This window comes from Streptomyces sp. NPDC101237 (assembly GCF_044767465.1).
In the GTDB taxonomy this organism is placed as follows: domain Bacteria; phylum Actinomycetota; class Actinomycetes; order Streptomycetales; family Streptomycetaceae; genus Streptomyces; species Streptomyces gramineus.
In genome coordinates, this window is the sequence record NZ_JBIWNY010000030.1 from 1 (window position 1) to 14,721 (window position 14,721).

14 protein-coding genes are annotated in these 14,721 nt (G+C 72.5%); 10 read left to right on the top strand and 4 right to left on the bottom strand.

Annotation, left to right across the window (positions count from 1 at the left end; genetic code table 11):
* Positions 1-134 precede the first annotated feature (134 nt).
* Positions 135-944, bottom strand: a complete 810-nt coding sequence (locus tag ACIRQ9_RS33645) for an NAD-dependent epimerase/dehydratase family protein (protein ID WP_404182226.1) — start codon at positions 942-944, stop codon at positions 135-137.
* A 240-nt stretch (positions 945-1,184) separates the two neighbouring features.
* Here ACIRQ9_RS33645 and ACIRQ9_RS33650 point away from each other — a divergent pair, with 240 nt between their 5' ends.
* Together ACIRQ9_RS33650 and ACIRQ9_RS33655 are read left to right on the top strand one after the other, a co-directional pair.
* Positions 1,185-2,126, top strand: a complete 942-nt coding sequence (locus ACIRQ9_RS33650; RefSeq protein ID WP_404182229.1) for a 5-dehydro-4-deoxyglucarate dehydratase — start codon at positions 1,185-1,187, stop codon at positions 2,124-2,126.
* Positions 2,123-3,298 (top strand): hypothetical protein, encoded by a 1,176-nt coding sequence (locus ACIRQ9_RS33655; protein ID WP_404182232.1) that lies wholly within the window; start codon positions 2,123-2,125, stop codon positions 3,296-3,298. Before ACIRQ9_RS33650 ends, ACIRQ9_RS33655 begins: the two co-directional genes overlap by 4 nt.
* Here the strand turns inward: ACIRQ9_RS33655 and ACIRQ9_RS33660 are convergent.
* Complete coding sequence (locus ACIRQ9_RS33660; RefSeq protein WP_404182234.1) at positions 3,241-3,417, bottom strand: hypothetical protein; 177 nt, start codon at positions 3,415-3,417, stop codon at positions 3,241-3,243. The genes ACIRQ9_RS33655 and ACIRQ9_RS33660 overlap by 58 nt on opposite strands.
* A 202-nt stretch (positions 3,418-3,619) precedes the next feature.
* Here ACIRQ9_RS33660 and ACIRQ9_RS33665 point away from each other — a divergent pair, with 202 nt between their 5' ends.
* The 3 genes from ACIRQ9_RS33665 to ACIRQ9_RS33675 all read left to right on the top strand — a co-directional run bounded on the left by ACIRQ9_RS33665 (position 3,620) and on the right by ACIRQ9_RS33675 (position 7,279).
* A complete protein-coding gene (locus tag ACIRQ9_RS33665; protein ID WP_404182235.1) occupies positions 3,620-4,765 on the top strand; it encodes a Gfo/Idh/MocA family protein in 1,146 nt (381 codons plus the stop codon).
* Between the two features lie 115 nt (positions 4,766-4,880).
* On the top strand, positions 4,881-5,678 hold the full coding sequence (locus ACIRQ9_RS33670; RefSeq protein WP_404182238.1) for an HAD family acid phosphatase: 798 nt from the start codon (positions 4,881-4,883) through the stop codon (positions 5,676-5,678).
* 149 nt (positions 5,679-5,827) lie between these two features.
* Positions 5,828-7,279: an NCS2 family permease gene (locus ACIRQ9_RS33675; RefSeq protein WP_404182241.1), complete on the top strand. Its 1,452-nt coding sequence runs from the start codon at positions 5,828-5,830 to the stop codon at positions 7,277-7,279.
* Between the two features lie 78 nt (positions 7,280-7,357).
* Here ACIRQ9_RS33675 and ACIRQ9_RS33680 read toward each other — a convergent pair whose 3' ends face one another.
* Together ACIRQ9_RS33680 and ACIRQ9_RS33685 are read right to left on the bottom strand one after the other, a co-directional pair.
* Positions 7,358-8,815: a peptidoglycan D,D-transpeptidase FtsI family protein gene (locus ACIRQ9_RS33680; RefSeq protein ID WP_404182244.1), complete on the bottom strand. Its 1,458-nt coding sequence runs from the start codon at positions 8,813-8,815 to the stop codon at positions 7,358-7,360.
* Between the two features lie 80 nt (positions 8,816-8,895).
* Positions 8,896-9,669, bottom strand: a complete 774-nt coding sequence (locus ACIRQ9_RS33685; protein WP_404182247.1) for an IclR family transcriptional regulator — start codon at positions 9,667-9,669, stop codon at positions 8,896-8,898.
* Between the two features lie 145 nt (positions 9,670-9,814).
* Here ACIRQ9_RS33685 and ACIRQ9_RS33690 point away from each other — a divergent pair, with 145 nt between their 5' ends.
* The 5 genes from ACIRQ9_RS33690 to ACIRQ9_RS33710 all read left to right on the top strand — a co-directional run bounded on the left by ACIRQ9_RS33690 (position 9,815) and on the right by ACIRQ9_RS33710 (position 14,596).
* Entirely contained in the window at positions 9,815-11,344 is a 1,530-nt protein-coding gene (locus tag ACIRQ9_RS33690; protein WP_404182250.1) for an aldehyde dehydrogenase (NADP(+)), read from the top strand.
* A gap of 159 nt (positions 11,345-11,503) precedes the next feature.
* Positions 11,504-12,112 (top strand): DUF1349 domain-containing protein, encoded by a 609-nt coding sequence (locus ACIRQ9_RS33695; RefSeq protein WP_404182253.1) that lies wholly within the window; start codon positions 11,504-11,506, stop codon positions 12,110-12,112.
* Between the two features lie 43 nt (positions 12,113-12,155).
* A complete protein-coding gene (locus tag ACIRQ9_RS33700; protein WP_404182255.1) occupies positions 12,156-12,659 on the top strand; it encodes a GNAT family N-acetyltransferase in 504 nt (167 codons plus the stop codon).
* Positions 12,660-12,720: 61 nt separating this feature from the next.
* Positions 12,721-13,437: a DsbA family oxidoreductase gene (locus ACIRQ9_RS33705; protein WP_404182493.1), complete on the top strand. Its 717-nt coding sequence runs from the start codon at positions 12,721-12,723 to the stop codon at positions 13,435-13,437.
* Between the two features lie 97 nt (positions 13,438-13,534).
* Entirely contained in the window at positions 13,535-14,596 is a 1,062-nt protein-coding gene (locus tag ACIRQ9_RS33710) for an aminotransferase class V-fold PLP-dependent enzyme (protein WP_404182257.1), read from the top strand.
* The last annotated feature ends 125 nt before the right edge of the window (positions 14,597-14,721 follow it).

Genomic DNA, 14,721 nt, shown 5'->3' on the forward strand with positions numbered 1-14,721 from the left:
GGGGGGGGGGGGGGGGGGGGGGGGGGGGGGGGGGGGGGGGGGGGGGGGTGGGTGTCCGGGGGCCCCCGGGGGGGGGGGGGGGGGGGGGCGCGCCCCCCCCCCCCCCCCCGCCGCGTGAGGTGTCTTCCGCGCTGTCAGTACGGCCAGATCGGCGGGTCGTTGACGAAACGGCCGCCCAGGTGGGTGTGGGCCGGGTTGCGCGGGTCCGGCTCGCCGTGCTCGGCGATCAGCTTCGCGGCGAACCGCTCCGAGTCGTCCTGCGGTTCGTAGCCGAGCGCCCGGGCGCCGGTCAGGTCCCACCACAGACGGGTGTTGGCGGAGGAGCCGTAGACGACGGTGTGGCCGACCTCCTCGGCGGTCAGGGCCGCGTGGAAGAGGCGGGCGCCGTCGGCGGGGCTCATCCACACCGAGAGCATGCGCACGTCGGTGGGCTCGGCGAAGCAGGAGCCGATGCGGACGGAGACGGTCTCCAGGCCGTGCCGGTCCCAGTAGAGCTGGGCGAGGTCCTCGCCGAAGGACTTGGACAGGCCGTAGAAGGTGTCCGGGCGGCGCGGGGTGTCGGCCGGGATGAGCGGGTCGCCGGCGCGCGGAGCCGGGGTCCAGCCGACGGCGTGGTTGGAGGAGGCGAAGACGATGCGCGGCACGCCGGCCTCGCGGGCGGCCTCGTAGAGGTGGTAGGTGCCCTCGATGTTCGAGCGGAGGATCTTCTCGAAGGGCGCCTCCAGGGAGATCCCCGCGAGGTGCAGGACCGCGTCCACGCCGCGCACCGCTTCCCGCAGCGCGTCCCGGTCGCCGAGATCGGCGGTGATCGCGTCCGGCTCGCCCTCGATCGGGCGGACGTCGAAGAGGCGCAGGTCGTAGCCGTACTCCGGGAGCAGGGAGCGCATCAGGGTGCCGAGCCCGCCGGCGGCGCCGGTGAGCAGTAGCGTGCGGGGAGTGGGCATGCGCGTCTCCTGGGTCGGCGTCCTCCGGCCGAGCGCAGGAGGTCTCATCCTTGTCTGTCATTCATATGCATGGACACGCTAGGGAGATGCGGCATACCTAGTCAAGTGTGCCGTGGAGTGCGGGAATCCGCTCGTATGTTGGTCGTATGTCTCCTTGACCGACGCCGAGCGGGCCTCGTAACGTGGCCACGTTCATGAATATGGACACTGATCAGACACATGCATCAACAGGGAGCGCCCGTGACGCCAGCCCCTCTCGCCGCACGCCTCCGTGACCCGCGCGGGCCGCTCTTCTTCCCCGTCACGGCCTTCCGCCCCGACGGCTCCCTCGACCTCGACGTCTACCGCGAGCACGTGCGCCGCGGCGTCGAGGCCGGTGCCGCGGCCGTGTTCGCCTGCTGCGGCACCGGGGAGTTCCACGCGCTGCTGCCCGAGGAGTTCGAGGCCTGCGTGGGCGCGGCCGTGGCGGCCACCGAGGGACGGGTGCCGGTGATCGCGGGCGCCGGTTACGGCACCGCGCTCGCCGTGCGCTACGCGCGTCTGGCCGCGGACGCGGGGGCCGACGGCCTGCTGGCCATGCCGCCCTACCTGGTCGTCGCCGGACAGGAGGGCCTGCTGCGGCACTACCGGGAGGTGGCCGCGGCGACCGACCTCCCGGTGATCGTCTACCAACGGGACAACGCGGTGTTCACCCCGTCCACGGTCGTCGGACTCGCCCGGACCGAAGGCGTCATGGGCTTCAAGGACGGCCTCGGCGACCTGGACCTGATGCAGCGCGTCGTCAGCGCCGTACGCACCGAGGTCCCCGGTGACTTCCTCTACTTCAACGGCCTGCCCACCGCCGAACAGACCCAGCTCGCCTACCGGGCCATCGGCATCTCCCTCTACTCCTCGGCCGTCTTCTGCTTCGTCCCCGAGATCGCCCTCGCCTTCCACGCCGCCCTGCGCGCGGAGGACCGGCCGACGGTGGAACGCCTGCTGGACGGCTTCTACCGCCCGTTCGTCGAACTGCGCGCCCAGGGCCGCGGCTACGCCGTCTCCCTGGTCAAGGCGGGCGTGCGGCTGCGCGGCCTGGACGTCGGCGAGGTCCGGCCCCCGCTGCACGAGCCCGGCGAGGACCACGTCAAGCAGCTCGCCCAGCTCGTCGAGCGCGGGTACGCGCTGCTGGAGGAGGGCGCGTGACGGCACGGGAGCGGCCGAGGGCGTCGGCGTTCGTCTACCCCTGGGACGTCAACGGGGACCCGCGGGCCCCGGAGCGCATCGCCGCGCTCGGCGTGCGCCAGGCGACCCTCGCCTCCGCGTACCACTCCACCCGCGCCCTGACCCCGCGGCACCCGCGCCACCGCATCGTCACCGCCCGCTACGCGGCCGTCTACTACCCGGCGGGCGAGCGCTGGGCGGACCGCGCCCTGCGCCCGTACCAGGCGGGCGACTGGGCCCCGGGCGACGCCTACGCGGAAGCGGCCGAGGCCCTGGCCGGCGCCGGGCTTGACGTCCACACCTGGGTGATCCTCGCGCACAGCTCCCGGCTCGGCGAGGAGCACCCGGAGACCTCCGTCGTCAACGCCTACGGCGACCGCTACCCCTGGGCCCCCTGCATCGCCCAGCCCGCCACGCGCGCGTACCTGACCGACCTCGCCGCCGAGGCCGCCGTCCGCCCCGGAGCGGCCGGCACCGAACTGGAGTCCCTCGGCTGGTACGGCCTCCAGCACCTGCACGCCCACGACAAGACCGCGGGCGTCGGCCTCGGCGACGCCGGCCACTACCTGATGGCCCTCTGCTTCTGCCCGGCCTGCCGGGACGGGTACGGCGGGCAGGGCCTGGACGCCGACGAGCTGGCCGCGGCCGTCCGCCGGGCCCTGGAGCCGCTGTGGCGGGGCGCGGCGGACGACGGCGGGTGGCCGACGGTCGAGAAGCTGCTCGGCGAGCCGGTGGCCGCGGCCACCCGCGCGTGGCGCGACGGACGGGCCCGCACGCTCCAGGAGTCGGCCGTGGCCGCGGTCCGCGCGGCGGCCCCCGACGGCTTCCGGGTGCTGCTGCACGCCGACCCGGTCGCCTACCACTGCGGAGCCAACGCGGGCGTGGACCCGGCGCACGTCCTGTCGGTCGCGGACGGCGTCGTGGTGCCCTGCGCGGGCGGTACGTCCCTGCTCGCGCCCTTCGCGGAGCACGCCCGCGCGGACACCGTCCTGGCCGCCAACTTCACCGTCGTCTCCGGGATGGGCGGCAGCCCCGGCACGCTGGCGGCCGACGCGGCCCGCGCCCGGCAGCTGGGAGCCACCGAACTGCGGCTGTATCACGCCGGGTTGGCGTCCGACGCCGATCTGGAGGCGGTGCGCGCGGCCCTGCGCTGAGCCGGTGCCGCGGCGGTGGCCGGCGGCGCGCCGCCGAAGACCGGCAGCAGCAGCCGGTGGTCGACGAGTTCCACCAGGGCGGCGCCGAGCGCCAGACCGAGCACGTTCGGCGTGAACATCAAAGGTCACGCAGGCCGACACCGGTTGCGACTTCGTGTTCCTCGCCCGGCCGGGCCAGGTCCCGGACCCGTACGCGGGCTGACCGCGCCCGCCACCGCGACCGCTCGCGTCCGGGGACGGCGAGGGGACGGGACGGCCCGCGGTCCGGCCGGGCCGGGCGCCTACCCTGCACGCAGAGATCGACAGCGCAGGGAGCGTGCCGTGAACTCTTCGACCATCGACGTCGTGCTGGCGGGAGCGCGCGGCCACGGCCGCCGGCACCTGGAGAACATCCGCCGGCTCCAGGAGAAGGGCGTCGTGCGGCTCGCCGGTGTCTGCGAGCTGACCCCGCTGGCCCCGGACGAGCTGCCCGAAGGCCTCGGCACGCCCGCGCAGTCCGCCGACCTCGGTGGGCTGCTCGACGCGACCGGCGCCCGGATCGCCGTGATCTGCACGCCGATCCCCACCCACACCGACCTCGCGCTGACGGCCGCCCGACGAGGCGTGCACCTGCTGGTGGAGAAGCCGCCTGCGCCGTCCTTCGCGGAGTTCCGGCGGATGGCCGACGGGGTCGCCGAGGCGGGCGTGGCCTGCCAGATCGGCTTCCAGTCGCTCGGTTCGGACGCGGTGCCCGCGATCCGCGCGCTGCTCGCGGAGGGGGCGATCGGGGACGTGCTGGGGGTGGGCGGCGCGGGTGCCTGGGCCCGCCCGGCGTCCTACTTCAGCCGGGCGCCGTGGGCCGGCCGGCGGCGCCTGGACGGCGTGGACGTCGTCGACGGCGTCCTGACCAATCCGTTCGCGCACGCCGTCGCCACCGGCCTCGCCCTGCTCGGCACCCCGCGCGCCGAGGACGTCACCGGCGTCGAGACCGAACTGCTGCGGGCCAACGACATCGAGTCCGACGACACCTCGTGCGTCCGCGTCACCACGCCGCGAGGCCCGGTCACCGTCGCCGCCACGCTCTGCGCCGAGCGGCCCGGTGAGCCCTACGTCCTGGTGCACGGCACCGGCGGCCGGATCACCTACTGGTACACGCGGGACCGGGTGCTGCTGCGGCGGGCGGGGCACGCACCGCGGGAGATCCGGTACGGCGGCACGGACCTGCTGGAGAACCTGGCCCGCCACCTCACCGACGGCGACGGACTGCTGGCCGGACCGGAGACGACGGGCGCCTTCATGAAGGTCGTCGAGGCGATCCGGCTGGCCGGTGACCCGGTGGCCCTGCCCGCGGGCACCTGGCGCCACCTGCCGGCGGAGGACCGCCGGGTGATCCCCGGCGTCGACGCCCTGGTCGCCGCAGGCGCCGACACCCTCGCCCTCTACTCCGAGCTGCCCGCCCCGTGGGCCGCGGGAGCCGTGCGCTCCTGACCGGATCCGGAACCGTCCCCTCCAGGGCGCTTGACCCGGTTTTTGCCCGCGCACGAGATATCGATCGGGCAACGGGACTCGCGCCCGCCAGGGTGACGCGCGTAGAACTCCTGTCATGCATAAGTCACTTCGGATCGCGGCGATCACCGCCGCCTGCACGGTCGCCGCCGGTGCCCTCTACGGCGCCGGTGGAGCCACCGCCGGACAGTCGACGGCGAACTCCACCCGCGAGCCCTACAACATCGGGCTCCTGGTGAAGGACATCGACACCTACTACGGCACCGCCGCGGACGCCGACGGCGTCTACCAGGCGTCGCCGACCAGCCAGTACGCCAAGGACCTGGCGCGTCTCGACCAGGACGCCGAGCGGTACATCGACCGGGCCGCGCGCAAGGCCCACCGCAAGGGAGAGCGGCCCGCGGTCGTCTTCGACATCGACGACACGCTGCTGCTCAGCCTCGACTACGAGAAGCGCTACAACTACACCTACAACTCGGCCACCTGGGCGGCCTACGTCAACAGGGCCGACCGGCCGGGAGTCTTCGGCAGCGCCGGCCTGGTGCAGTACGCCAGGCAGCGGGGGGTGGAGGTCTTCTACAACTCCGGCCTCAGCGAGGCGCAGCGCACCGCCGCCGTCGAGAACCTGAAGAAGATCGGCGCCGACGTGAACCTCGACGCCGGGCACATGTTCCTGAAGGACGCGGCCAACCCGCCGTCGTACCTGAGCGGTTGCGCCACCGCGGGCAGTTGGGCGTGCACGACCGTGCAGTACAAGTCCGGCACCCGCAAGCACATCGAGAAGGACCTCGGGTACGACATCATCGCCAACTTCGGCGACCAGTACTCGGACCTGGACGGCGGCCACGCGGACCGCACGTACAAGCTCCCGAACCCGACGTACTTCGTGTCGTAGCCGGCGACGGGCCGGGGCACTGTCTCCGGCCCGTCCCGCTCTCCTCGCCGGGCGATTCCGTAACACGGAGAAAACCTGAAACCGGTTGAACGCGGGAACAATCCAGCCATCATCCGCACACGATCGCTCAGGCAACGAGGAGTACGACCATGTCCGAGTCGCAGAAGGTGGACGAGCGGCAGGGTGCCGCGCCACCTGCCGGGAACACCGTCGACCGGTTCTTCAAGATCTCCGCGCGGGGGTCCACCTTCGGCCGGGAGATACGCGGCGGCTTCGCCACGTTCTTCACCATGGCCTACATCCTGGTGCTGAACCCCATCATCCTCGGCAGCGCCAAGGACAAGTTCGGGCACACCCTGGACACCGGCCAACTCGTCACCGCCACCGCGCTGGTGGCCTGCGTGATGACGGTCATCATGGGTGTCGGCGGCAATCTGCCGCTGGCCATCGCCGCCGGGCTCGGGCTCAACGCCGTCGTGGCCTTCCAGCTGGCGCCGCTGATGAGCTGGTCCGACGCGATGGGCCTGGTCGTCCTCGAAGGCATCCTGATCTGCGTGCTGGTGGTGACCGGACTGCGGGAAGCGATCATGAACGCCATCCCGCAGCCGATGAAGCAGGCGATCGGGGTCGGCATCGGCCTGTTCATCGCCTTCATCGGCTTCGTCGACGCCGGGTTCGTCAGCCGGATCCCGGACGCCGCGAACACCACCGTGCCGGTGCAGCTGGGCGCCGTGGGCCGGCTCACCGGCTGGCCCGTACTGGTCTTCTGTCTTGGCGTGCTCCTGACCATCGCGCTGGTCGCCCGCAAGGTGAAGGGCGCCATCCTGATCAGCATCGTCACCATGACCGTGGTGGCGATCGTCATCGACTCGGTCGCCGACATCAAGAGCTGGGGCCTGACCACGCCGAAGGTCCCCGACAAGATCGTCGCCGCCCCGGACTTCGGACTCCTCGGCCACTTCAGCCTGTTCGGCGGCTTCGCCGAGGCCGGGGTGCTCACCGCCGTCCTGCTGGTCTTCACGCTGATCCTGTCCGACTTCTTCGACGCCATGGGCACGATCGTGGGCATCAGCGCGGAGGCCGGGCTGCTCGACGAGAAGGGGCAGGTGCCCGGCATCGGACGGGTGCTGTTCATCGACGGCGCCGCGGCGGTGGCCGGCGGTGTGGGCTCGGCCTCCTCCAACACGGCGTACATCGAGTCGGCGGCGGGCGTGGGGGAGGGGGCGCGCACCGGCTTCGCCAACCTGATCACCGGCGGACTGTTCGGACTCGCGCTCTTCCTCACCCCGCTGCTGACGATCGTGCCGCTCCAGGCGGCGGCGCCGGCGCTGATCGCCGTGGGCTTCCTGATGATGACCCACGTCAAGCACATCGACTGGGACAGGTACGAGATCGCCGTTCCGGCGTTCCTGACGATCGCCGCGATGCCGTTCACCTACTCGATCACCGACGGCATCGGGGCGGGATTCCTGGCGTACGTGGTGATCAAGGCGGTGCTGGGCAAGGCCCGGGAGGTCAACTGGCTGCTGTGGGCGGTCTCGGCGCTGTTCCTGGTGTACTTCGCGATCGATCCGGTGGAGCAGATCCTGGGCGTGAAGTAGGACGCCCCGTACGGGGCGCCGGGCCGGGAGCCGCGAGCAGTCACGGCGCGGACCGTGGCTGCTCGCGCGGCGAACCCCTCAGCGCTTCAACGCCGCCTGCATCATCGCCTTCGCCACCGGCGCCGCCAGGCCGTTGCCGCTGACCTCCGAGCGCGCGGCGTCGGACTGCTCGACCATCACCGCCACGGCGACCTCCTTGCCGGTGCTGTCGGACTTGCCGTACGACGTGAACCAGGCGTACGGCGTCTTGCTGTTGTTCTCGCCGTGCTGGGCCGTGCCGGTCTTGCCGCCCACGGTGACGCCGTCGATGCGCGCGTTCGTGCCCGTGCCCTGCTCGATGACCGTCTGCATCGCGGACTGGAGCTGCCGGGCCGTCGAGGAGCTGACGATCTCCTTGCTGTCCGTGTGGTCGTCGAAGTTCTGGAGCACGTCGCCGCCGCTGTCGGTGACCTGGGACACCATGTGCGGCGAGACCAGCCTGCCGCCGTTGGCGATGGCCGCCGACACCATGGCCATCTGGAGCGGGGTCGCCGTGACGTCGAACTGGCCGATGCCGGACAGCGCGGTCTGGGCCTTGTCCATGTCCTTGGGGTAGGAGCTGGCCCAGGCCCGTACCGGCACGTCCTGCTGCTCGTCGTCGAAGCCGAACTTCTCGGCCATCGCCCGCACCTTGTCCTGGCCGAGGTCGACGGCCATCTTGCCGAAGACGTTGTTGCAGGAGTACTGGAGGGCGACCCGGATCGGGGCGTTCTCGCAGGGCGCCGACGTGCTCTCGTTCTTCAGCGGAGTCGTGGTGCCCGGCAGGGTGTACGGGATGGGGCTGTCGGTCTTCACGTCCACGTTCCCGTAGAGGCCGTCCTCCAGCGCGGCGGCCGCGACCACCAGCTTGAACGTGGAACCCGGCGGCAGCGGCTGGCGCAGCGCCCGGTTGGTGAGCGGCTTGTCCTTGTCGCCGAGCAGCGACTTCCAGGCCGAGCCGGCGGTGTTCGCGTCGGTCAGCGAGTCCGGTTCGTACGACGGGGTGGAGACGACCGCCAGGATCCTGCCGGTCTTCGGGTCGATCGCGACCGCCCCGCCCTTCTTGTCGCCGAGCGTCCGGTAGGCCGCCTTCTGGACGTCCGGATCGATGGTGGTGATCACGTTGCCCGGGGCGGCGCGCTCCCCGGTGACGGTGCCCATGACCGACATGAGCCGGTTGTCGGTGCCGTTGAGCAGATCCCGGTAGATGCCCTCCAACTGGGTCGGGGCGAACGCCTGCGAGGCGTAGCCCGTCACCGCCGCGTACAGTTCGCCGGCGGTGTAGGTGCGCTTGTACGCGAGGTCGCTGCCCGAAGTCCGTGCCGAGCCGGTGATCGAACTGCCGGCCACGACGATGTTCCCGAGCGGCTGCGAGTACGTCTGGATCGCGTTCCGCCGGTTTTTCGTGTCTTCCGCGAGGGCCTTGCCGTCGTAGAACTGCAGCCATGTCGCCCTGCCCAGCAGAGCGAGTACGAGCAGCAGCACGAAGACGGACGCCCGCCTGATCGTCTTGTTCATTCCGTTCGGACAGACGAGCGACGACGGGTGGTCCGTTCCCGCGCGGGCGGAATTCTCATCGCCCGTTCATCCGGTCGGCCCTAGAGGCGGCGGGTGGCCAGGGTCAGCCGGTCCCGCGCGTCGAACAGCGCGTCCTTGATCATCTGTTCGTGGGCGGGCGTGAGACGGGCCACCGGGACCGAGCAGCTGATCGCGTCGCGGGCCGGGGTGCGGTACGGGATCGCCACCCCGAAGCAGCGCAGGCCGAGCGTGTTCTCCTCGCGGTCGATCGCGAAGCCCTGGTCGCGGATCTGGTGGAGTTCCTCGATGAGCCTCTCGCGGTCGGTGAGGGTGTGCTCGGTGAGCGCCGGAAGGGTCTCCGGGAGCAGCTTGCGCACCTGCTCGTCGGTGTGGGTGGCCAGCAGGGCCTTGCCGAGGGAGGTGGAGTGCGCGGGGAGCCGGCGGCCGACCCTGGTGAAGGGGCGCAGGTAGTGCTGGGACTGGCGGGTGGCCAGGTAGACCACGTTCGTGCCGTCCAGGCGCGCCAGGTGGATGGTCTCCGTGGTGTCGTCGGAGAGCCGGTCCAGGGTGGGACGGGCCGCCGCGACCACCTCGTCGCCGTCGATGTACGAGGTGCCGACCAGCAGCGCCCGGACCCCGATGCCGTACCGGGTGCCGGTCGCGTCCGTCTCCACCCAGCCGAGCTCCACGAGCGTGCGCAGCAGCATGTAGAGGCTGGACTTGGGGTAGCCCACCGCCTCCTGGACCGCCGCGAGGGAGTGCATACCGGGCCGGCCGGCGAAGTATTCGAGCAACTCCACGGTCCGTACCGCGGACTTGACCTGTGCCCCGCCGCCTGTCTCGCCTGCCGACATCGCCCTTGACCCCTTCGTTGGACGAGAAACCGAGGTTATAGTCTCCAACAGCCTATTCATCATCAGAGACAGCGTTCAGTATATCGAACATCCCTGGTGAGTGACCCGGCTCTGCGGCAGAACGCAACTCATGGAGGGACCCGCGGTGGCAGCAGCACCAGTCTGGAGTGTCGACCCGCGTACCGGGAAGCAGCGTGAACAGGTTGCGGTGGAGGCCACAGCCGAGGAGGTGGACTCCACCGTCACCGCGGCGCACGCCGGCCGCGCCGCCCTCGCCGACCGCACGGTCCGCGCCGCCTTCCTGCGGTCCGCCGCCGCCGGACTCGACGCGGCCAGGGACCACCTCGTGGAGGCCGCCGACGCCGAGACCGCGCTCGGCCCGGTCCGGCTCACCGGTGAACTCGCCCGCACCACCTACCAGCTGCGGGCCTTCGCCGACCTCGTCGACGAGGGCGCCTTCCTCGACGTCATCATCAACCACCCGGACGCCACCGCCACCCCGCCCGTGCCCGACCTGCGCCGCTACAAGGTCCCGCTGGGCGTCGTCGCCGTCTACTCGGCCTCCAACTTCCCCTTCGCCTTCTCGGTCGCGGGCGGCGACACCGCGAGCGCGCTGGCCGCGGGCAACCCGGTCGTCGTCAAGGCCCACCCCGACCACCCGGGCCTGTCCGAGCTGGTCGCGTCGGTGCTGCGCCGGGCCGCCGCCGAGCACGGCATCCCCGCCGGTGTGCTCGGTCTCGTGCACGGCTTCGAAGCCGGCATCGAGCTGGTCAGGCACCCGCTGGTCGCCGCGGCCGGCTTCACCGGGTCGGTACGGGGCGGGCGGGCGCTCTTCGACGCCGCCGCCGCGCGCCCGGTCCCGATCCCTTTCCACGGCGAGCTGGGCTCCCTCAACCCGGTCCTGGTCACCGAGGCCGCGGCCGCCGAGCGCGGCGGCGAGATCGGCACCGGGCTGGCCGGGTCGATGACGATGGGCGTCGGCCAGTTCTGCGTGAAGCCGGGCCTGGTCCTGGTGCCGGCCGACGCCGCCGGTGACGGACTGCTCAAGTCCCTCACGGACGCGGTCAGCGACACCGACCCGGGCGTGCTGCTCGACCACCGGATGCGGGACAACTTCGTCGCCGGGGTCGCCGAGCGGGCCCAACTCCCCGGCGTGGAGAGCCCGGTGACTCCGGGCGCGGGTAGCGAGCACACCGTCAGCGCGGGGTTCCTCACGGTGCCGGCGAGCCGACTGGCCGAGGAGGGCGCGTACGACCTGCTCCTGGAGGAGTGCTTCGGGCCGGTGACCGTCGTGGTCCGGTACGCCGGTCACGACGAGGCGGCCGCCGTGCTGTCGCGGCTGCCGGGCAACCTCACCGCGACCGTGCACGTCTCCGCCGAGGAGGCCGCGGGCGAGGGGCGCGGCGCGGAGATCCTGGCGGAGCTGACACCGCTGGCCGGCCGGGTGCTGGTCAACGGGTGGCCGACCGGGGTCGCGGTGGCGCCGGCCCAGCACCACGGCGGGCCGTACCCGGCCACCACGTCGACGTCGACCTCGGTGGGCGGCACGGCCGTCGAGCGGTGGCTGCGGCCGGTGGCGTACCAGGGGGTGCCCACGGCCCTGCTGCCGAAGGAACTGCGCGACGACAACCCGCTGGGGCTTCCCCGGCGGTTCAACGGGGTTCTGGAGCGGTAGCGCCGTCGGGGTCGTGGGGCCGGGGTGCGTCGACGGCCGCGGGTCGGCCGTGACCGGTCGCGCGGTTCCGCCCCCGGCCCCGGCCGGGGGCACCCCCGGCCCCCCTTGGAGTCGGCTTCCCCCGGCCACGCCGAAGAGTTCTGCTGACACAATCGGGCCATGGACGTGGAACTTCCCGAACTTCCCTTTCCCCTGCGCACCTACGGGCCCGACGGGCACTGGTTCTACGAGGACGGTGTGCTCACCGGGTGGGCCGGAGCCCGGCAGGACCGGTTCGTGCCGCCCACCGGCGAGGCCCTGGACCCCGCCTCGGACGCGCCCCGGCTGCTCGGGGCGCCCGAGGGGGACTTCCAGCTGATCGCCCGGGTCACCGTCGGCTTCGGCGCCGCCTTCGACGCCGGGGTCCTGTACGTCCACGTCGGCGACCGGGCCTGGGCCAAGCTCTGCCTGGAGAACTCCCCGGACGTCCCCACCGTCTGCACGGTGGTCACCCGCGGCCACTCCGACGACTCCAACGCCTTCACGGTGGAGGGGAGTTCGGTCTGGCTGCGGATCAGCAGGACCGGGCGGGCGCTGGCCTTCCACGCCTCCCGCGACGGCAGGAACTGGGTCTTCGTCCGGCTGTTCACGCTGGGTGGCGAGAAGGAGACCGGGGACGCGCTGGTCGGTTTCATGACCCAGTCGCCGATAGGGGAGGGGTGCGTGGTGACCTACGACCACATCGAGTTCAGGCCCGACTGGCCGGCCGACCTCCGCGACGGAAGCTGAACGGCTCCGGAACCGGCGGCGGCGCGGCGGCGTCCTGTGATGCATGATCAGTGACCGTCTCAAGAGGCCGCGGGTGATCCGTACGGCCTTGCCCGCCGAGGCCGGGAAGATCGCCGCGCTGCACCACCGGGCCCGGTCCACGTACTACCCGGACGGCCTCCCGGACGACGGCGTGGACTGGACGGCGGCCTGGCTCGGAGCCGTCGAGCGGCCCGACGGGCAGGTGCTGTGCGTGGTGGAGGCCGGCGAGATCACCGCCGTCGCCTCCTTCCGCCCGCCGGAGGGCGCGCCCGCGCGGACGGTCAAGCTGTTCCAGTTCCACGTCGACCCCGCCCGCTGGCGGACCGGGATCGGCACCGCCCTGCACGCCGCCTGCCTGGAGCAGTGGCAGGCCGACGGACGGCTGACGGCCGTCCTGGACGTGCACGTCGACAACCGGCGGGCCCAGGCCTTCTACGCCCGCCAGGGCTGGGTGCCGGACCCGGAGCAGCCGCCCGCGGACGACGATCACCACCTGTACCTGCGGTACGCGGTGCGCGGGGAATGAAGGGGGCCGCGCGGAGGTTCAGGAGTCGAGACACCTCTTGACTACCTGGAGAGCGGACAACATGCGCGTCGAGATCTGGTCCGATATCGCTTGCCCTTGGTGCTATGTCGGAAAAGCGCGGTTCGAGAAGGCGCTCGCCGCCTTCCCGCACCGCGACGAGGTCGAGGTCGTGCACCGCTCCTTCGAACTGGACCCGGGCCGCGCCGAGGGCGACGTCCAGCCGGTGATCACCATGCTCACCAAGAAGTACGGCATGAGCGAGGCCCAGGCCCAGGCCGGCGAGGACAACCTGGGGTCCCAGGCCGCCGCCGAGGGGCTCGACTACCGGACCCGCGGACGGGACCACGGCAACACCTTCGACATGCACCGGCTGCTGCACTTCGCCAAGGAGCAGGGCCGCCAGGACGAGCTGATCCAGATCCTGTACCGGGCGAACTTCGCCGAGGAGCGGTCCCTGTTCACCGAGGGCGCCGAGCGGCTCGTCGGGCTGGCCGCGGAGGCAGGCCTGGACGCGGAGGCCGCGCGCGAGGTGCTCGCCGACCCGGCCCGCTACGCCGACGACGTCCGCGCCGACGAGCGCGAGGCGGCCGAACTGGGCGCGAACGGGGTGCCCTTCTTCGTCCTCGACCGCAAGTACGGGGTCTCCGGTGCCCAGCCGGCCGAGGTGTTCACCCAGGCGCTCGGTCAGGCCTGGGGCGCGCGGTCCCCGCTGAAGCTCATCGACGAGGGCGGCGCCGAGGCCTGCGGGCCGGACGGGTGCGCGGTCCCGCAGCACTGAGAAGCCGCAGGTCACAGGCATCGTATAAGCGATGCTTCGCGGTGCTGCGGAAAAATCCGCAATGGACGGGGGGTCCCGCGGGCCGCAGAGTGGACCCATGGAGACCACGGAGACGTTCGAGAGCCTCGTCCGCGCCGAGTTCACCCCGAAGAGCACCTACCTGAACACCGCGAGCAACGGCCTGCTGCCGGCCCGCACGGTGGCCGCCCTGCACGAGGCGGCCCTGCTGCGGGCCGAGGGCAGGCCGCTGACCTCGCTGTACGAGGACGTCGAGGCGAGCCGGGCCGCGTACGCGCGGCTCGCCGGCGTCCCCGCCTCCCGGGTCGCGGTGGGCGCGTCCGTCGCCGCGCACTCCGGCGTGATCGCCGCCTCGCTGCCCGCCGGCGCCGAAGTCCTCACCGCCGAGGACGACTTCACCTCCGTGCTGAATCCGTTCCACGTCCGCGGCGACCTCAAGGTGCGCGCCGTGCCGCTGGAGCGGATCGCCGAGTCGGTCCGCCCCGGCACCGCGCTGGTCGCGGTCAGCGCCGCCCAGTCCGCCGACGGCCGCGTCGCCGACCTGCCGGCCCTGCGGGAGGCCGCCCGTGACCACGGGGCGCGCACCTACGTCGACTTCTCCCAGTCGGCCGGCTGGCTGCCGATGGACGCCGATGCCCACGACTTCTCGGCCGCGGTCTCCTTCAAGTGGCTGCTCGGCCCGCACGGCACGGCCTTCCTCGTGGTCCCCGAGGACTTCGGCGGGCTGACCCCGCTGCTGGCCGGCTGGGTCGCGGGCGAGCGGCCGTGGGACAGCTGCTACGGCCCGGTGGCCGAACTGGCCCACTCCGCCCGGCGGTTCGACCTCACCCACGCGCTGTTCACGTTCGCGGGACTGCGCCGCTCCCTCGAACTCGTCGAGGAACTCGGCGTGGACGCCGTGCACGCCCACGACGTGGCCCTCGCCGACCGGTTCCGGGCCGGGCTCGACGCGCTCGGCCACCGGCCGCTGCCCGCGCCCGGTTCGGCGATCGTCTCGGCGCCCGGACTCGGCGGCCGCCAGCCCGCGCTGAGCCGCGCGGGCATCGAGGTCTCCGACCGGGCGGGCAACCTGCGGGCCGCCTTCCACCTGTACAACACGGCCGCGGACGTGGACCGGCTGCTCGACGTGCTCGGCGGCTGACGGCATGCCGACGACCGGGCCGGGACCCCGTCCCACGGGAGGTCCCGGCCCGGCCGGTCAAGGGGGAGTTCACTCACCGCACAGGTGTGAGGTCCCGTGCGCCGATGCCGTGTCCGAGGGCCGCT

Bases quoted from the DNA above. Each gene is read 5' to 3' on its own strand.
- ACIRQ9_RS33645 (WP_404182226.1), bottom strand. From the start codon at position 944: ATGCCCACTCCCCGCACGCTACTGCTCACCGGCGCCGCCGGCGGGCTC.
- ACIRQ9_RS33660 (WP_404182234.1), bottom strand. From the start codon at position 3,417: ATGTTCACGCCGAACGTGCTCGGTCTGGCGCTCGGCGCCGCCCTGGTG.
- ACIRQ9_RS33670 (WP_404182238.1), top strand. From the start codon at position 4,881: ATGCATAAGTCACTTCGGATCGCGGCGATCACCGCCGCCTGCACGGTC.
- ACIRQ9_RS33675 (WP_404182241.1), top strand. From the start codon at position 5,828: ATGTCCGAGTCGCAGAAGGTGGACGAGCGGCAGGGTGCCGCGCCACCT.
- ACIRQ9_RS33680 (WP_404182244.1), bottom strand. From the start codon at position 8,815: ATGAACAAGACGATCAGGCGGGCGTCCGTCTTCGTGCTGCTGCTCGTA.
- ACIRQ9_RS33685 (WP_404182247.1), bottom strand. From the start codon at position 9,669: ATGTCGGCAGGCGAGACAGGCGGCGGGGCACAGGTCAAGTCCGCGGTA.
- ACIRQ9_RS33695 (WP_404182253.1), top strand. From the start codon at position 11,504: ATGGACGTGGAACTTCCCGAACTTCCCTTTCCCCTGCGCACCTACGGG.
- ACIRQ9_RS33700 (WP_404182255.1), top strand. From the start codon at position 12,156: ATGATCAGTGACCGTCTCAAGAGGCCGCGGGTGATCCGTACGGCCTTG.
- ACIRQ9_RS33705 (WP_404182493.1), top strand. From the start codon at position 12,721: ATGCGCGTCGAGATCTGGTCCGATATCGCTTGCCCTTGGTGCTATGTC.
- ACIRQ9_RS33710 (WP_404182257.1), top strand. From the start codon at position 13,535: ATGGAGACCACGGAGACGTTCGAGAGCCTCGTCCGCGCCGAGTTCACC.